The organism is Daejeonella sp., from assembly GCF_017495225.1.
In the GTDB taxonomy this organism is placed as follows: Bacteria; Bacteroidota; Bacteroidia; order Sphingobacteriales; family Sphingobacteriaceae; genus Daejeonella.
Genome location: NZ_JAFEIG010000020.1, coordinates 325,301 through 340,133, shown reverse-complemented (window position 1 = coordinate 340,133; position 14,833 = coordinate 325,301). Strand labels below are relative to the sequence as shown.

The 14,833-nt window shown below is 36.7% G+C and carries 9 protein-coding genes; 4 read left to right on the top strand and 5 right to left on the bottom strand.

Going from position 1 to position 14,833, the window contains the following annotated elements:
- Positions 1-178: 178 nt before the first annotated feature.
- Positions 179-685, top strand: a complete 507-nt coding sequence (locus QZ136_RS08795) for a DUF4251 domain-containing protein (RefSeq protein ID WP_291402531.1) — start codon at positions 179-181, stop codon at positions 683-685.
- Positions 686-1,234: 549 nt separating this feature from the next.
- Here QZ136_RS08795 and moaCB read toward each other — a convergent pair.
- Positions 1,235-2,185, bottom strand: coding sequence for a bifunctional molybdenum cofactor biosynthesis protein MoaC/MoaB (gene moaCB, locus QZ136_RS08790; protein WP_291402529.1), 951 nt, complete (start codon positions 2,183-2,185; stop codon positions 1,235-1,237).
- Positions 2,186-2,472: 287 nt separating this feature from the next.
- A complete protein-coding gene (locus QZ136_RS08785) occupies positions 2,473-5,091 on the bottom strand; it encodes an outer membrane beta-barrel protein (RefSeq protein WP_291402527.1) in 2,619 nt (872 codons plus the stop codon).
- 287 nt (positions 5,092-5,378) lie between these two features.
- Here QZ136_RS08785 and QZ136_RS08780 point away from each other — a divergent pair, with 287 nt between their 5' ends.
- The 3 genes from QZ136_RS08780 to QZ136_RS08770 all read left to right on the top strand — a co-directional run bounded on the left by QZ136_RS08780 (position 5,379) and on the right by QZ136_RS08770 (position 8,576).
- On the top strand, positions 5,379-6,194 hold the full coding sequence (locus QZ136_RS08780) for an SDR family oxidoreductase (protein ID WP_291402525.1): 816 nt from the start codon (positions 5,379-5,381) through the stop codon (positions 6,192-6,194).
- On the top strand, positions 6,195-7,400 hold the full coding sequence (gene uxuA / locus QZ136_RS08775; protein ID WP_291402522.1) for a mannonate dehydratase: 1,206 nt from the start codon (positions 6,195-6,197) through the stop codon (positions 7,398-7,400). It abuts the gene before it with no gap.
- A gap of 93 nt (positions 7,401-7,493) precedes the next feature.
- On the top strand, positions 7,494-8,576 hold the full coding sequence (locus QZ136_RS08770) for a formylglycine-generating enzyme family protein (RefSeq protein ID WP_363245092.1): 1,083 nt from the start codon (positions 7,494-7,496) through the stop codon (positions 8,574-8,576).
- A gap of 259 nt (positions 8,577-8,835) precedes the next feature.
- On the opposite strand, the gene QZ136_RS08765 is transcribed toward QZ136_RS08770, so the two are convergent.
- The 3 genes from QZ136_RS08765 to QZ136_RS08755 form a co-directional block, all read right to left on the bottom strand.
- Positions 8,836-9,966, bottom strand: a complete 1,131-nt coding sequence (locus tag QZ136_RS08765) for an efflux RND transporter periplasmic adaptor subunit (protein WP_291402518.1) — start codon at positions 9,964-9,966, stop codon at positions 8,836-8,838.
- Between the two features lie 43 nt (positions 9,967-10,009).
- Complete coding sequence (locus QZ136_RS08760) at positions 10,010-14,365, bottom strand: CusA/CzcA family heavy metal efflux RND transporter (RefSeq protein ID WP_291402516.1); 4,356 nt, start codon at positions 14,363-14,365, stop codon at positions 10,010-10,012.
- Between the two features lie 74 nt (positions 14,366-14,439).
- Positions 14,440-14,826 (bottom strand): hypothetical protein, encoded by a 387-nt coding sequence (locus tag QZ136_RS08755; RefSeq protein WP_291402514.1) that lies wholly within the window; start codon positions 14,824-14,826, stop codon positions 14,440-14,442.
- Positions 14,827-14,833 lie beyond the last annotated feature (7 nt).

Here is a 14,833-nt window from a genome sequence, read left to right as displayed (position 1 = left end):
GCTGGCGACATCTGTAAAAAAGTGGCTGAGTAGTGTCTTGCACTACTTAGATGTCGTGTGCATGTCCCCCTCTGGAGGGGGTAGGGGGAGGAAAGACATTGTTCACTATTGCCACTGTACTAGGCCATCCTTATATATTTATAGCACGATTTTTGCGTATATTCAATAAAATAAGGATATGCAAAAGTTAAAAAATTCACTCAGAATCTCTTTTTTAATGCTTTTTGTGATTTTATCCCAATCTATTCAAGCACAAACGCGTCAAGAAAAGAAGAAAGCTGAAGTAAAGCGAATGATTGAAAGTAAAGAGTATGTTTTCCTAGCTGAGTCGGCAACGCCACTTTCCGGCTCGGTTATACGGCTTACATCCATTTATTTTTTGAAAATCAACAAAGATTCATTGGATAGTCATTTGCCCTATTTTGGAGTCGCTTTTAGAGCACCAATGGGCACAACTGAAAGTCCTTTGAGTTTCACTTCTACCGACTTCGATTATTCAATAAAGGAATCCAAGAAGGCTGGTTTTCAGGTAAAAATACGTATAAATAATCCCTCAGATCCAGATTTGATGATGCTTTCCATAACTAGTTCAGGGTTTGCAACTTTAACAGTTAATAGCATGCACCGACAGCCAATTTCATTTTATGGAGAATTAGTTTCACCTGATTTTTTAGAGAAGAAATAGTATTTCTTTAATGTCTTAATGGTTTTTATTCATTTAAAAGATGACAGGTCGTGACCTGGCCCTACGTATGGTTCAAATTAAAAACATTAAGAAATTATGGTTCATTAAGGGCCTGACTTTTATCAATTTCTTAATAATTATATATCTAAAACTCTCCATAGTTTTTTAGAACCCTATTTTCTAATCCACTCATTTCTAAATAATACCTACTAAATACTACGTAAATTACCGTTCCTCTGGTCGGTGTTGTCACCGTACCAGTCGGCAGATTATCATTTATTTTCTGCTTTGCCTCTCTGCGAGCAAAAAACAGTGCTAAAATCAGCGGAATTCTGCGTAATCTGCGCGAAACAAAAAAGAAGCTCCCGCAGATTTCGCAGATTAGCGCAGAGAAGATTTCTCGCAGAGTTACAAAGCCACAGAGAATTGTATCAAAAAATACAGAAAACAAGCATTATGGTGACTCTTCCTCTTTCAAATTAATAAAACATTGCACCACGAAATCTTTGTAAATCTTGGAGTTATAGAAAATAAATTCAGACGCAGCATTTAATGCCCTTCACCATCCATCATTTTGCGGGCATGAAAAACTCCGGGTAAAATGGCTTCTAATGATTCTCTTGCACCTTTGGGACTTCCCGGAAGGGTGATAATCATACTTTTATTGATGGCACCTGCCACAGAGCGACTCATCATGGCTAGGGGAGTGCGCATTTGTCCGAAATTCCTCATCGCCTCAGTTATCCCATCTGCATCACGCTCAATGATTTCTTTAACAGCACTTACGGTATTATCTCTGGGACCTAAACCTGTGCCGCCAGTAGTGAAAATAAATTGAATATCATCGGCTACCCAAGTTAAGATTTGATCTTGAATCGACTCTTTATCGTCGGGTAGGATTTTATAATGTAAGACAGAGGCATTTACATTTTTGAGCATTTCTGTGATTAGGATTCCGCTTTTATCTTCACGCTCACCCTTTGCTGTGGAGTCGGAACAAACTAAAACAGCACAAGTAGGGGTATATTCTAAATGACGATTGCGGTCGCTTTTGCCACCTTTTTTCTCTAATAAACGGATGTTCCCAATTTCTAATTGAGTATCCACTGGTTTGAGCATATCGTAAATTTCGAGTGCAGCTACCGAAACAGCGGTTAATGTTTCCATCTCAATTCCTGTGCGGCCAATAGATTTAGCTTCACCTAGAATGACAATACCTGTCCTGTTTAGTATTTCTTCATTAAAAAGATCTGAATGCAGCTCTTTATCGATAAAATTGAACGTAAAATCCATGCCATCAATAGTTACAGGATGGCAGTGGGGAAGAAGTTGTGGAGTAAGCTTAGCCCCTAAAAATCCAGCAGCACGCGCCACATCAAATAAATTGCCTTTTGGGAGTTGATTTGTATGGATTAGCTCAATACTTTTTTCTGAACAAAATATAATGGCAACAGCCCTTGCACTTCGTAGGGTTATTTGTTTGTGACTGATATCGCGCATTTGAATGGTAGCTTATTTCACTATCAAAGTTAATGTTTATGGGATAAGATTGCTAGAAAAATGTCTCAGATGTATTTAGCCTAAAATTTATTAGAACAAGGAATAAGGAACAAGGAGCAAAGACAAAAAAACAGACAATTATTTCGAATGTCGTTAGCCTAACCAACTAAAAACTAAATTGTCTGAACGGGGATTTATTTGATTGCAATCGAATTTTGGGCGACCGCAAGGGTCGCCCCTACGAGGATATAATAAAACTTACTACTAACCACTAACCAACTAACCACCTAACTACTTCTCCCTCCAAACTTATTCAACCTCAAATTAAACGAAAGCATAAAATACCTTCCTAAGCGGTTTACTTGTCTGTCAATGATGATATTATCGAATACATCCCTTGAAATACCAGTATTTTGATTAAAAATATCAAAAGCTTCAAATCTAATGGCACCAACATCGGCTTTCATGAAGCGATATTCTGTGTATAATCTTAAAATAGTAGGATTTCTAACGATTGAATTATCAAAACCAGAATTGATTGTTTTTCGTAGGTCGTAGCCCAACGTTAGGTCTTTGAAGAAGTAATTTCTTCCTCTTAAAACGAATTGAAAGGTATTAGTCTTACGATCAGTGAAGCTTTCTTGTGAGTATTTGGTAGTATTAATCGAATAGGATGTCTCTAGTTCAACATCTATAACATTCTCAATATCAACCTCAAACTCCAGTTCCTGCTGCACTACAAAGTTTTTAGCAATATTTTTTGCCTGATCAATAAAGGCCACGTTATTATTGAAAGATCCACGACCTGAATAGGTAATCGTAAATTTACGTTCAGCAAATGGTACGCCATACGAATAATCGCCTTGAGCGGTATAAAAACCATTGGTATTAATATAGCTTGTAACCTGGTTAATGGTATTTGGGACTTGTACTTTTGTCGTAACAATCTTATTTTGAGTCTGATTGAAGGCTATATTAGCATATAAAATATGACCTTTATCCCAATCCGACTGATTATATCTTGCATTAAATGAATGAACAAATTCAGGGTCTAGATCCGGATTTCCAGTTACCGTATTTTGCAGGTTGGAATTATCGGTTATAGGTTGCAATTGTAAAAAGCCAGGTTGGTTATTTCTTCCCCAATAATTTACTTGTAATGCCTGCTGCTTCGAAAATTTATAGGATAGTCGCGCCGTAGGTATAATATTGAAAGTCTCATTTCGGGTATCTATACCTCTACTTAAATTTCTACCTTCCAAAAGTGCCGGTTGGGCATTTACTCCTAAAGTATAATTGAATTTATCCTCAATAAAGCGGTAATTTAATCCGAAACGATTGGTTGTAAATGAATATTCATAATCATTACTTAATTCAGGATTGAATGTAGAAACTGAATTTAGCACATCATTGGTCTCACGTGTTGTATTTGTGTTAGAATAACTGCGACTATAGCTAAGTTCAACAAAATTCTTAGGTGCAATGGGTTCCATATAGGAAATATTAGCCCATAGAGATAAGTTATCATTCACATTATCAATAACTTGATTTTGAATTCTTGTTGAGTCTTTCCCATTTTGAGTAATCAAGTAATTGTTCAAAACATTCCTGAAATTTTGTCCATCAGATAGATTGAAATTACCCCTAAAACTCATGCTTCGGCCTTTCTTAGCAAACCTATGGTTATAAAATAAGTTTGTCGATAAATTTAGGGACTTAGCATCTGTACCCGATTCGTTCGTTCTTTCTGTAATTAAAGCCTCTTGTTCGATATCATATAATCCAGAATTATTAGAATTATTATCGTTGAAGGTAAGGCGTGGCGAAAGTTTAAAGTAATTTATTGTATCAGGTTTATACTCTAAATTCCCTGTAAATTCATGGCTTAAATTCAAGCTACTATTATTAGTAAAAGCATTTTCACTGCGGGTGAAGTTTTCTAGAAAGTTCTGTGTGAATGTTTTTGTGAGGGTGTTATTGCTTCTATTGCTAAAGCTATAGGCAGCATCGGCCGAATATTTCTTGCCCCAATCATTGCGGTAATTGGTATTAAAAGCTTTGGTAGTGGTTATTCCGTTTCCGCCGCCTCTAGTATTCGAATTATTAATTGTTCCATCAAATGATATTTGTTGATCATTTTTGAAGGTATTTGCTCGGATATAATTATTATACCGATCTTCATTTCCCCTCCCCGTCGACATTCTAAGGCTATAACCCTTTTTTTTATCTTCTTGAATGATTAAATTCAATATTTTTTCGGGCTCGCCAGTTTTTATGCCGGTTAACCTTGCCTGATCGCCATAGTCATCAATAAATTGAAGGTTTTTAATGATATCGGCAGGTAAATTCTTAATGGCAGTAGCAACATCTGTCCCAAAGAAATCCTTTCCATTGATCCTTATTTTTGTTATTGCTTGACCTTGGTTCGTTACATTGCCATCTACATCAACTTTTACTCCAGGAAGCTTTCTAAGTACCTCATCTACAGCATCTCCCTGTCTGACAGGGTAGGCAGCCGCATTAAATGAAACAGTATCCTCTCCAATTTTTATAGAAGTGATCGCACTGATTACCACTTCATTAAGGGTATTTGATGAAGTTTTGAGGGTAATTGTAGGAATTATGAGGCTATTTCCTGAAGTAATTTTATAGGTCTTCATGAAGGTCTCGAAACCTAAAAACGCAGCCGATAGATTAAATTCAGTCCATTTTACATTATTAAAACTAAAATTACCGTCTAAGTCAACAGCAGTAGCCACGCTGTCTTTTCCCCATTTTAACTTAATTAATGTGCCTGTTAAAGGAGTGCCAGTACTGTCTTGAACCATACCCTTAACGAGGTAATTTTGTGCAAAAAGTGGAGAAATGATGAATATTAATAAAATAAAAATGGTGAATCTTTTCATAGAGTTTTTTACAAGAATTGATAAAAAATTCCTGCTTTTAATTCAAATAAGCTGTAAATATACAGAATCTGTTAGCCCTAGAAGGAATACTAATCTTAATGTTACATTGACATTATTTTGATATGACAAGGCTTTTTAAGTCGGATTTGGCTTTTTTAGGATCTTCCATCTTTTATCTTGCGCTGGAGCATCAAATCCCAATAAATTCTTATTAAAAAAGGCTTAGAATTGAATTCCTTTGAAATTTATTTAAATTCGAAATAAATTAATGAAATTGATATAAAAACATGGATGAGTTCTCTTTAAAGGATAAGGTAATTGTAGTTACGGGTGGGACAGGTATCTTGGGTAATTCCTTTATCAATGGTATTGTAAATGCTGGAGGTGCGGTTGGAATTCTGGGAAGAAATGTAGATGTGGCCAATGAACGTGCCAATGCTATCAATAAAAAGGGTGGTCGTGCCATTGCGCTTATTGCCGATGCCATGGATGAAGCTCAATTAATTGATGCTAAAAACAAGGTTCTAGATGCTTTTGGACGGATTGACGGACTTGTAAATGGGGCAGGAGGGAATAAGCCTGAAGGTGTTCTAATGCCGGATCAGGATATTTTTAAAATGAATTTGGAGGGCATGAAGAAAGTGATGGAACTCAATACTTGGGGGACCATCATTCCCACGCAAATTTTTGGTGAGGCAATTGCTCAAACTGCCGAAAAAGGAAGTATTGTCAATATTTCTTCCATGAATTCAAAACGTGCTATTACTCGTGTTCTGGGCTATAATATGGGTAAGGCAGCGGTTGATTGCTATAATCAATGGTTTGCTGTGGAGCTCGCTAATCGCTATGGTGATCGGATTCGGATGAATGCCCTTGCACCTGGTTTTTTCCTGACGGAGCAAAATAGAAATCTCCTGACTAATCCTGATGGGACATTTACTGAGCGTGGTGAAAAAGTGATTAGAAATACGCCCTTTAAGCGTTTTGGTCACCCTGATGAACTGCAAGGCGCATTGGTCTGGCTTTTAAGTGATGCTTCCAAATTTGTTACAGGCTCAATGATTTGTGTTGATGGTGGATTTTCAATTTTTGGAGGGGTTTAAATGAATGTAAACAATTCAATTACAGGTGCTTACGGAATGCAGCAAACGATGCGCTGGTATGGTCCAAATGATCCAGTAAGCTTATCTGATATCTTACAATCAGGATGTTCGGGCATCGTTAGTGCCTTGCATCATATCCCAAATGGTGAAGTCTGGCCGATAGCCGAAATTGAAAAAAGAAAATTGGAAATTGAAGAAGCGGGACTAGTATGGAGTGTTGTGGAGAGTGTACCTGTGCATGAAAACATAAAAACTCAAACTTCTGGTTTTCAGAAATACATCGAAAATTATAAGCAAAGTATCCGCAATTTGGCTTCATGTGGGATAAAAATCATCACTTATAATTTTATGCCTGTGCTAGATTGGACGCGTACCGATTTAGCCTTCGTAGTGGAAGATGGTTCTAAAGCTTTGAGATTTGAAAAGGCAGCATTTATGGCCTTTGATCTCTTTATTTTAATGCGTCCGGGCGCAGAAACAGAATATTCTGAGGCAGAAATTGAACGTGCTAAAATCCGCTTTAGCGAAATGAGCGAAAATGAAAAAGAACTACTCACCCGAAATATTATTGCCGGTTTGCCCGGAAGTGAGGAGAGCTTTAGCATTGCGCAGTTTCAAAAAGCTCTAGATACGTATCAGGGAATTGATGCAAATAAACTTCGTAAAAACCTGATCTATTTTTTAGAGGAGATTATTCCTATTGCGGATGAATGTGGCGTTAAAATGGTGATTCATCCCGATGATCCACCCTATGCAATCTTGGGGCTTCCGAGGGTTCTTAGTACGGCATCCGATTTTAATGAATTGATTTCTGCGGTGCCTTCGCTGGCTAACGGACTCTGTTTCTGTACCGGATCTTTTGGGGTAAGAGCAGACAATAATCTCCCAGAAATGATTGAGCAATTTGCTGATCGTATCAATTTTATTCATTTAAGAAGCACCCGCAGGAACGAATGGGGCGATTTTTATGAAGACAATCACTTGGATGGCGATGTAGATATGTATCAGGTAGTGAAGCAATTAGTGAAAATATCTCAAGCTAGGAAAATATCAATTCCCATGCGCCCCGATCATGGTCACCAAATGCTGGATGATCTAAAAAAGAAAACAAATCCTGGTTATTCGGCTATTGGGCGTTTGCGTGGACTAGCAGAGCTAAGGGGCTTGGAATATGGAATTATTAAAAGTTTTGCGGATTCAGCCTGATGCTTCTCAGATCCGATTTAATCGATTTTCCTTGGAAATATCATTGAAATTTTGTATATTATTGTTCTTGATTTTACCTTTTAACGCATGAAAATGGCAAAACGTCAACTAATTTATATTCTTGTTTTTGAAAGCATCTTGCTAGCTGTAATGTCTTGTGGATCGCCAACAAATTCATCAAATAAACAAGAATCAGCAACAAATTCGATTGGCTTAGATCAAATTTCTTTTAATGGTGATACCTCTAAAACCGGCATGGTAATGATACCAGCTGGTACTTTTATGATGGGTGCTGATAATAAACAAGCTTCTCCAGATGAGTATCCTAAACATAAAGTAATGATTGATGCTTTTTGGATGGATCAGCATGAGGTGACTAATGATCAATTCGCCAAATTTGTTGAAAGTACGGGATATTTAACCACCGCCGAAAGAAAACCAGATTGGGAAGAATTGAAAAAACAATTGCCTCCAGATACTCCTAAACCGGATGAATCCTTATTGGTTGCTGCATCTTTAGTCTTTACGCCTCCTAGTCAGCAGGTAGATTTAAATGATTACTCGCAATGGTGGACTTGGGTGCCCGGAGCAAGTTGGAAGCATCCAGAAGGGCCAGGAAGTGATATTAAAGGCAAAGGGAATTTTCCAGTTGTACATATCAGTTGGGATGATGCGATGGCTTATTGTAAATGGGCAGGCAAGCGACTTCCAACAGAAGCTGAATGGGAGTATGCGTCTAGAGGTGGACTAATAAACAATATTTATCCATGGGGAAATGAGCATATAAATACTGGAAAAGCTAAGGCAAATACTTGGGAGGGGACTTTCCCTAATGTGAATACTGCATTCGATAAATTTACAGGTTTAGCGCCTGTAAAATCCTTTGCTCCAAATAGCTATAAGCTTTATGACATGGCTGGAAATGTATGGGAATGGTGTTCTGATTGGTATCGCAACGACTATTACTCAACAGTTGATAGTCCGAATGGCATTAGTAACCCCCTGGGACCAAAAGATAGCTTTGATCCAGATGAGCCTTATACCCCAAAGAAGGTCTCAAGAGGTGGTTCTTACATGTGTAATGAGTCTTATTGTTCAGGCTACCGATCGGCGAGACGCATGAAAAGCTCTCCTGATTCTGGAATGAGTAATTTAGGATTTAGATGCGTTAAGTAGTAGAATTATGAAAATTTATCTTTCTAATTTACCTATAGTTTTAGTTTTGATTTTCGGGATAATTAGTTCATTATCATCATGTAAAGAGCCCGAAAAAATAAGAACAGCCGAGCCTAAGCAAGTTTCTTATAGCACGAATAAAGAAGTCCCAAAAACTTGTTGCAGTAAACCTAATAGATTTACAAAAAATTAAAATTTATAAATTTCATGGAAAATTCAAAAGAGATGTATTGCTTGAATACATCTCTTTTTATTTTAATTATTCTTCTGATTTATTTTTCAAGCTCATTAAAAGTGTGTAGGCACCTTTTGTGACTAATTGCTTTTCCTTAAAGCTTTCAGCATTTAAAACTTCCGCAAATCCATTTTCAATACTTCCAATTTTAATAGGAGTCATTTCAAAGCTATTATCACTCTTTTTAACAAAAACATAGTCAGAGCCCTCAAAATTAACGATTGCTTCTTCTGTGATTGCCAATTTACGATCATTTTTTAATTGGATTTCAGCATTCATGTACATGCCTGGTGCCAAACTTTTATCTGCACTCTCGAAATGGCAATGTACTTCTGCTATACGCTCTGATGATAAATCTCTGCTGATAAGATTAATTTTGGCTTCGTATTTTTTACTCGGATCATTATTGGAATAAGCAATCAATTTTTGTCCGATACTAAGTTTATTCAAATCTTTCTCAAATATTTTAAGATTTAAATGAATATTAGAGGGGTCAATTAACTCAAAAAGTATATCTGATGGGTTTACAAATTTGCCAATATTCACATTTACTTGGGCTACAAACCCATTAATTGGTGAAAATATTTTGATGCTACTTGAAATATTATTTTCAGTTATAGACTCAGGCTTAATGTTTATCATTTTTAATTTTTGCTCCAGCGAGTTCAAGGAAATTCGAAGCGTATTGTATTCCATTTGAATCTGTTGGAATACTTTATCGCTACTTGCTTTGCTCGCATTAAGCTCCTTTTGGCGCTCAAATTCAGATTTGCTATAAACTAATTTTGCCTTTGTGGTGAGGTAATCTTGCTGCATTTGGATGTATTGCTGATCCTCCATAATTGCAATAACATCTCCTTTTCTAATTTGTAAACCGGGTAATAATTTGGTCGATTTTAAATAACCTCCCAAAGGCACGCTGACAGAAATCATGTTCTGAGGTGGTACGTCAATACTGCCATTTGCGGTGATAATCGAACCAATTGCTTTTTCTTCTAGTTTAGCGAATGAAAGTTTAGCTGCATTCAATTGTTTTTCATTGAGCACGACTACATTTTCTGTGCTATTGCTAGCCTCTGTGCTTGTTTCTTGCTCTGTGCCAGATCCGCATGCTGTAATCAAAAATGCGAATGCAATTAGGTATATATTTTTCATTTATTTATCTTAAAAATGATGGTTAATCTTTATAAAAACGATTTTATTTTTCTTGATGATTTAGGTAATTGATCTGTAAAATGGTTTCGTTTAGTCCCCTAATCAAATCAAGATGATTATTCTGAAGCGTAAAAACTTGATTGTTCAACATCACCCATTCTAAATAGTTAATTTCTCCATTAATAAACTGATTATAAGAAGATTGTCTTATTTTTTTAGCTTCTGGAAGGGATGATTCTTCAAAGTAATTAAGCGTTTCCATATAAGTTTTAAATCGCGATAGGGCACTTAAATATTCAGTTTCAATAGCGCTCTTCTGTATTTGGAAATTGTTTTTAGCTATTTTTTCCGTCAAAGCGGATGCATTTACCCTGGCTTTTTGTGCTGAAGTAAAAATCGGAACGCCAATTCCTAAAAATACTGATCCAAAACGCCTCGAACTAGGGTAATATTGATCATCTGCACCTGTCCCCCTGATGCTGGCATTAAAATATCCTAAGCTCAATTCTGGCAAAAACTTCGATTTTTCAAGCTTCGTATTTGCCGAAGCAATATTTTTTTGCTGTTCAGCGATTTTCAGTAGTGGATGCTTTACAATATTTTGATTATCAAGCGAATAGAGTAGTGGTATTAAAGATGACATTGGTACAGGCTCCAATCTACTTTCTGTATTTAATACCAGCTGAAATTGCAATTTTGCTAATTCAATTTCCTCTTGTAATGCCTTGAGCTGCAAGAAGATACTTCCTCTTTGGGTTTTGGCAGTAGCACTTTCTAAAACATTAGTCTCACCGACTTTAAAACGTAATTCAGCTTTTTCTTGAAAAACACTGTAAATGCTATCGGCCTCCTTTAGTAATCGTTCTTTTTCTTTTAAGATGAGGATAGAATAATACAATTGACTCACCGATTTTCTGATTTCTGACTCTTTCAATGCAATACTTAAAACAGACGATTTCCATTCTTCATTCAATACTTTTTTCTGGTTTGAATAAATTGTTGGGAAGCTAAAAGATTGGGATAAACCAAAGCGACTATCGGCATAAATGCTATTAATTTGTCCAAATTCGCTGCTTAATATCGCCTGACTGATATTAGCAGCAGTTTTAATCAGTTTTTGATTGTACTCAGCCTTTAAAGTCTCATTTTTTACATTTCTATTGTTCTTTAGGGCTAAATCTATCGCTGTTTTTAGGTCAACTTTTTCTTGTGCATTAACATTTGAAAATCCTACAAAGCATAGAATTAATAAAGCTGTGGCCGTTTTCTTAGGATTTTTAGAAATTGTGGTCCCTTCAAAAAGAATATAAAGAATAGGCAGAACAAATAAGGTTAGAAGAGTAGCAATCATTAATCCGCCAATTACTACCGTTGCTAATGGTTTTTGGACTTCAGCACCGGCACCATTGCTTAATGCCATTGGAAGAAAGCCTAATGAAGCCACAAAAGCAGTCATTAATACTGGTCGTAATCTGGTTTTTGTTCCCATTAAAACTATCCGTCTTAAATCATTCAAGCCCGATTCTTTGAGTCGGTTGAACTCTGCAATTAACACAATTCCGTTTAATACAGCCACACCAAAAAGTGCAATAAAACCAATACCAGCACTGATGCTAAAAGGCATTCCGCGGAGCGCTAAAAAGTAAATTCCACCAATAGCCGACAAAGGTATGGCGGTATAAATAATTAATCCTTGTTTTATGGAATTGAAAGCGAAAAACAGCAGGATAAAAATTAATGCGAGTGATACAGGTACGGCAATCATAAGTCTTTGTTTTGCAGCATTTAGGTTTTCAAATGCACCACCGTAGGTAATAAAATATCCGGCAGGCAGATTAACGTTTCGATCAACTTTACTTTGTAATTCGTTAACAATGCTCTGCACATCGCGGCCACGCACATTAAAACCAACAACAATTCTGCGCTTTGCATCTTCACGTTGTATTTGATTGGGACCATTTTTAATTTCTACGTTGGCTAATTGATGGAGGGGGATAAAAGTGCCCTGCGGACTAGGAATCAATAGATTTCTAACGTCTTCAAGGTTTTTGCGTTTGTCCAAGTTTAATCGAACCTTGAGGTCGAAGCGCTTTTCACCCTCAAATACTAAACCGGCACTCTGACCTGCAAAAGCAGAATTTACCACCCTGTTTATATCTGCAATATTTAAATTGTATTGAGCAATAGCATCTCGATTATAGTCAATAATAATTTGAGGCATGCCAGTAATTGGTTCAACATAGAGATCCTGACTTCCCTCAACTCCATTTACAATCTTTCCTAGTTTCTCAGCATATTTTGATAAAGTGTCTAAATCTTCACCGAAAATTTTGAGTACCACATCCTGCCTTGCACCCGTCATGAGTTCGTTAAAACGCATCTGGACAGGGAATTGGAAGCCAACCGTGATGCCAGGAACATCTTCGAGCGCCTTGCCCATTTTTGTAGCCATTTCATCAAAAGTTTCGGCATTGGTCCATTCACTTTTATCCTTCATGATGACCATTAAATCGCTGGCCTCCATGGGCATAGGGTCGGTTGGGACTTCTCCACTACCAATTTTTGTGACCACTTTTTCTACTTCAGGAAACTTTTCTATCAATATTTTGGCTGCCTGGGTGGTACTTTCAATGGTGGTATTGAGGTTACTGCCCGTTAATACACGGGTCTCAACTGCAAAGTCTCCCTCTTCTAAGGCTGGAATAAATTCGCCACCTAAATTGGAGAGAATGATAATAGCCGCAATAAATAAGGCAGAAACAGTTCCTAATATGATTTTTGGTATTCTCAATACTTTTGATAATTGTCGCTGGTAGAATTCCTCCACCTTAAACATGATTTTATCCGATAAATTAGGCTGATGCTTGATTTTCTTGCTCAAAAACCAGGCACTCATCATAGGAATATAGGTTAAAGAGAGTATAAATGCTCCTAGAAGGGCAAATGCGACTGTCTGTGCCATTGGCTTAAACATTTTACCTTCTATGCCTTGAAGTGTAAATATGGGCAGGTAAACGATTAAAATGATTATTTGTCCGAAAACTGCACTGTTCATCATTTTGCTCGCCGACTTCTTCACTTCTCCATCCATTTCTGGCTGCGTGAGTCGGTTTACCATACCAAATTTCTTGCTATGTGCTAATTGATGCATTACAGCCTCTACGATAATTACAGCTCCATCTACAATCAAACCGAAATCTAAGGCCCCCAAACTCATCAAATTACCACTCACTTTGAAGGTATTCATTAAAATTATCGCGAAAAGCATGGATAGGGGTATAACCGAAGCAACTAAAAGTCCCGCTCTGAAATTCCCAAGAAACAAAACCAAGATGAAAACAACAATCAATGCTCCCTCAATTAAGTTCTTCTCTACCGTTGATATGGCATTATTTACCATTTTTGTGCGATCAAGAAAGGGTTCAATAATTACTCCCTCTGGCAATGTTTTTTGAATCAGTTCAATCCGATCCTTGACATTTTTAATAACTTCACTGCTATTTGCATCCTTAATCATCATGACAACTGCACCAGCAACTTCTCCCTTGTCATTAAAAGTCATTGATCCATAACGAGTTGCATGGCCTATGTTAATTTGTGCTACATCACGAATGAAAATTGGGTTTCCCGACTGACTGCTTTTGATATTTATTTTTTCGATATCAGCGATGCTGCCAATTAAACCTTCTGATCTAACAAATAATACAGTAGGCCCTTTTTCAATATATGCACCACCTGTATTTTGATTATTGCGTTCTAAGGCATTAAAAACATCGTTTATTGTTAAATTATAGGATTGTAATTTATTGGGATCGACCGAAATTTCGTATTGTTTTAATTTGCCACCAAAGCTGCTAATCTCTGCAACTCCCTCAACACCAAGTAATTGTCGACGGACAATCCAGTCTTGAATGGTTCTTAATTCGGTAGCATCGTATTTTTCTTCATAGCCTTCCTTGGGTCTTACAACATATTGGTAAATTTCACCTAAACCAGTCGAAATTGGCCCTAATTCCGGATTTCCAATGCCAGGAGGTATTTCTGTCTGCACTTTTTGAAGTCGCTCAGCCACCTGCTGCCGCGCCCAATAAATATCTACATCATCCTCGAAGACAATGGTTACTAAAGATAAGCCAAATCGAGAGAAACTTCTTATTTCTTTCAGACCTTTAATATTACTATTGGCCTGCTCAATTGGGAAAGTTAAAAGTCGCTCAATATCTGTAGCACCAAAAGAAGGGGCAACAGTAATTACCTGGACTTGATTATTTGTGATATCAGGAACAGCATCGATAGGTAGTTTGGTGGCTTCGTAAGAACCATAACCAATAAGACCTAGGACAAATAATCCGATAATGAGTTTATTCTTTACAGAAAACTCTATAATAGCATTAAGCATAAAATTTTATTAATAAATAAGCTAAAAAAAATATAATTGAGACAAAAGCGTTTTTTGCATCAATATTTAATTTTTTAGCAAGATTTTGGCGGCTGCCAGATATTAGAAAGGTAGGTGGACTGGAATTTATGATCATTAAAAACCTTGTATGTTTTTAATGTCTTAGCGAATGGCTTGTGTAATTTTGTGGTGCTAGAATAATGAATAAAAGATATACTCAAGAGGTGCAAAGAACCCTCACTCGATTTGAAGGGTAAACGCATATCCTTATCGTAATCTGCATATTTTATGTCATTATTTGAATAATGCATGGATAAAAAGCTCCAAAATGTGGTGCCCTCGTTCAAGCTTTTATGTTCCTTAAAATGTTCCAATAAAAATGGAACCTTCAAGATTTGATAAAACTCTGTACTTGAGATTAAAAATGAAGAAATAAGAAGTATCGATATCAACTTTTTCACGAAATAA

Excerpts from the sequence above, each read along its gene's own strand:
- QZ136_RS08770 (WP_363245092.1), top strand. The coding sequence starts at position 7,494 with ATGGCAAAACGTCAACTAATTTATATTCTTGTTTTTGAAAGCATCTTG.
- QZ136_RS08795 (WP_291402531.1), top strand. The coding sequence starts at position 179 with ATGCAAAAGTTAAAAAATTCACTCAGAATCTCTTTTTTAATGCTTTTT.
- moaCB (WP_291402529.1), bottom strand. The coding sequence starts at position 2,185 with ATGCGCGATATCAGTCACAAACAAATAACCCTACGAAGTGCAAGGGCT.
- QZ136_RS08785 (WP_291402527.1), bottom strand. The coding sequence starts at position 5,091 with ATGAAAAGATTCACCATTTTTATTTTATTAATATTCATCATTTCTCCA.
- QZ136_RS08780 (WP_291402525.1), top strand. The coding sequence starts at position 5,379 with ATGGATGAGTTCTCTTTAAAGGATAAGGTAATTGTAGTTACGGGTGGG.
- uxuA (WP_291402522.1), top strand. The coding sequence starts at position 6,195 with ATGAATGTAAACAATTCAATTACAGGTGCTTACGGAATGCAGCAAACG.
- QZ136_RS08760 (WP_291402516.1), bottom strand. The coding sequence starts at position 14,365 with ATGCTTAATGCTATTATAGAGTTTTCTGTAAAGAATAAACTCATTATC.
- QZ136_RS08765 (WP_291402518.1), bottom strand. The coding sequence starts at position 9,966 with ATGAAAAATATATACCTAATTGCATTCGCATTTTTGATTACAGCATGC.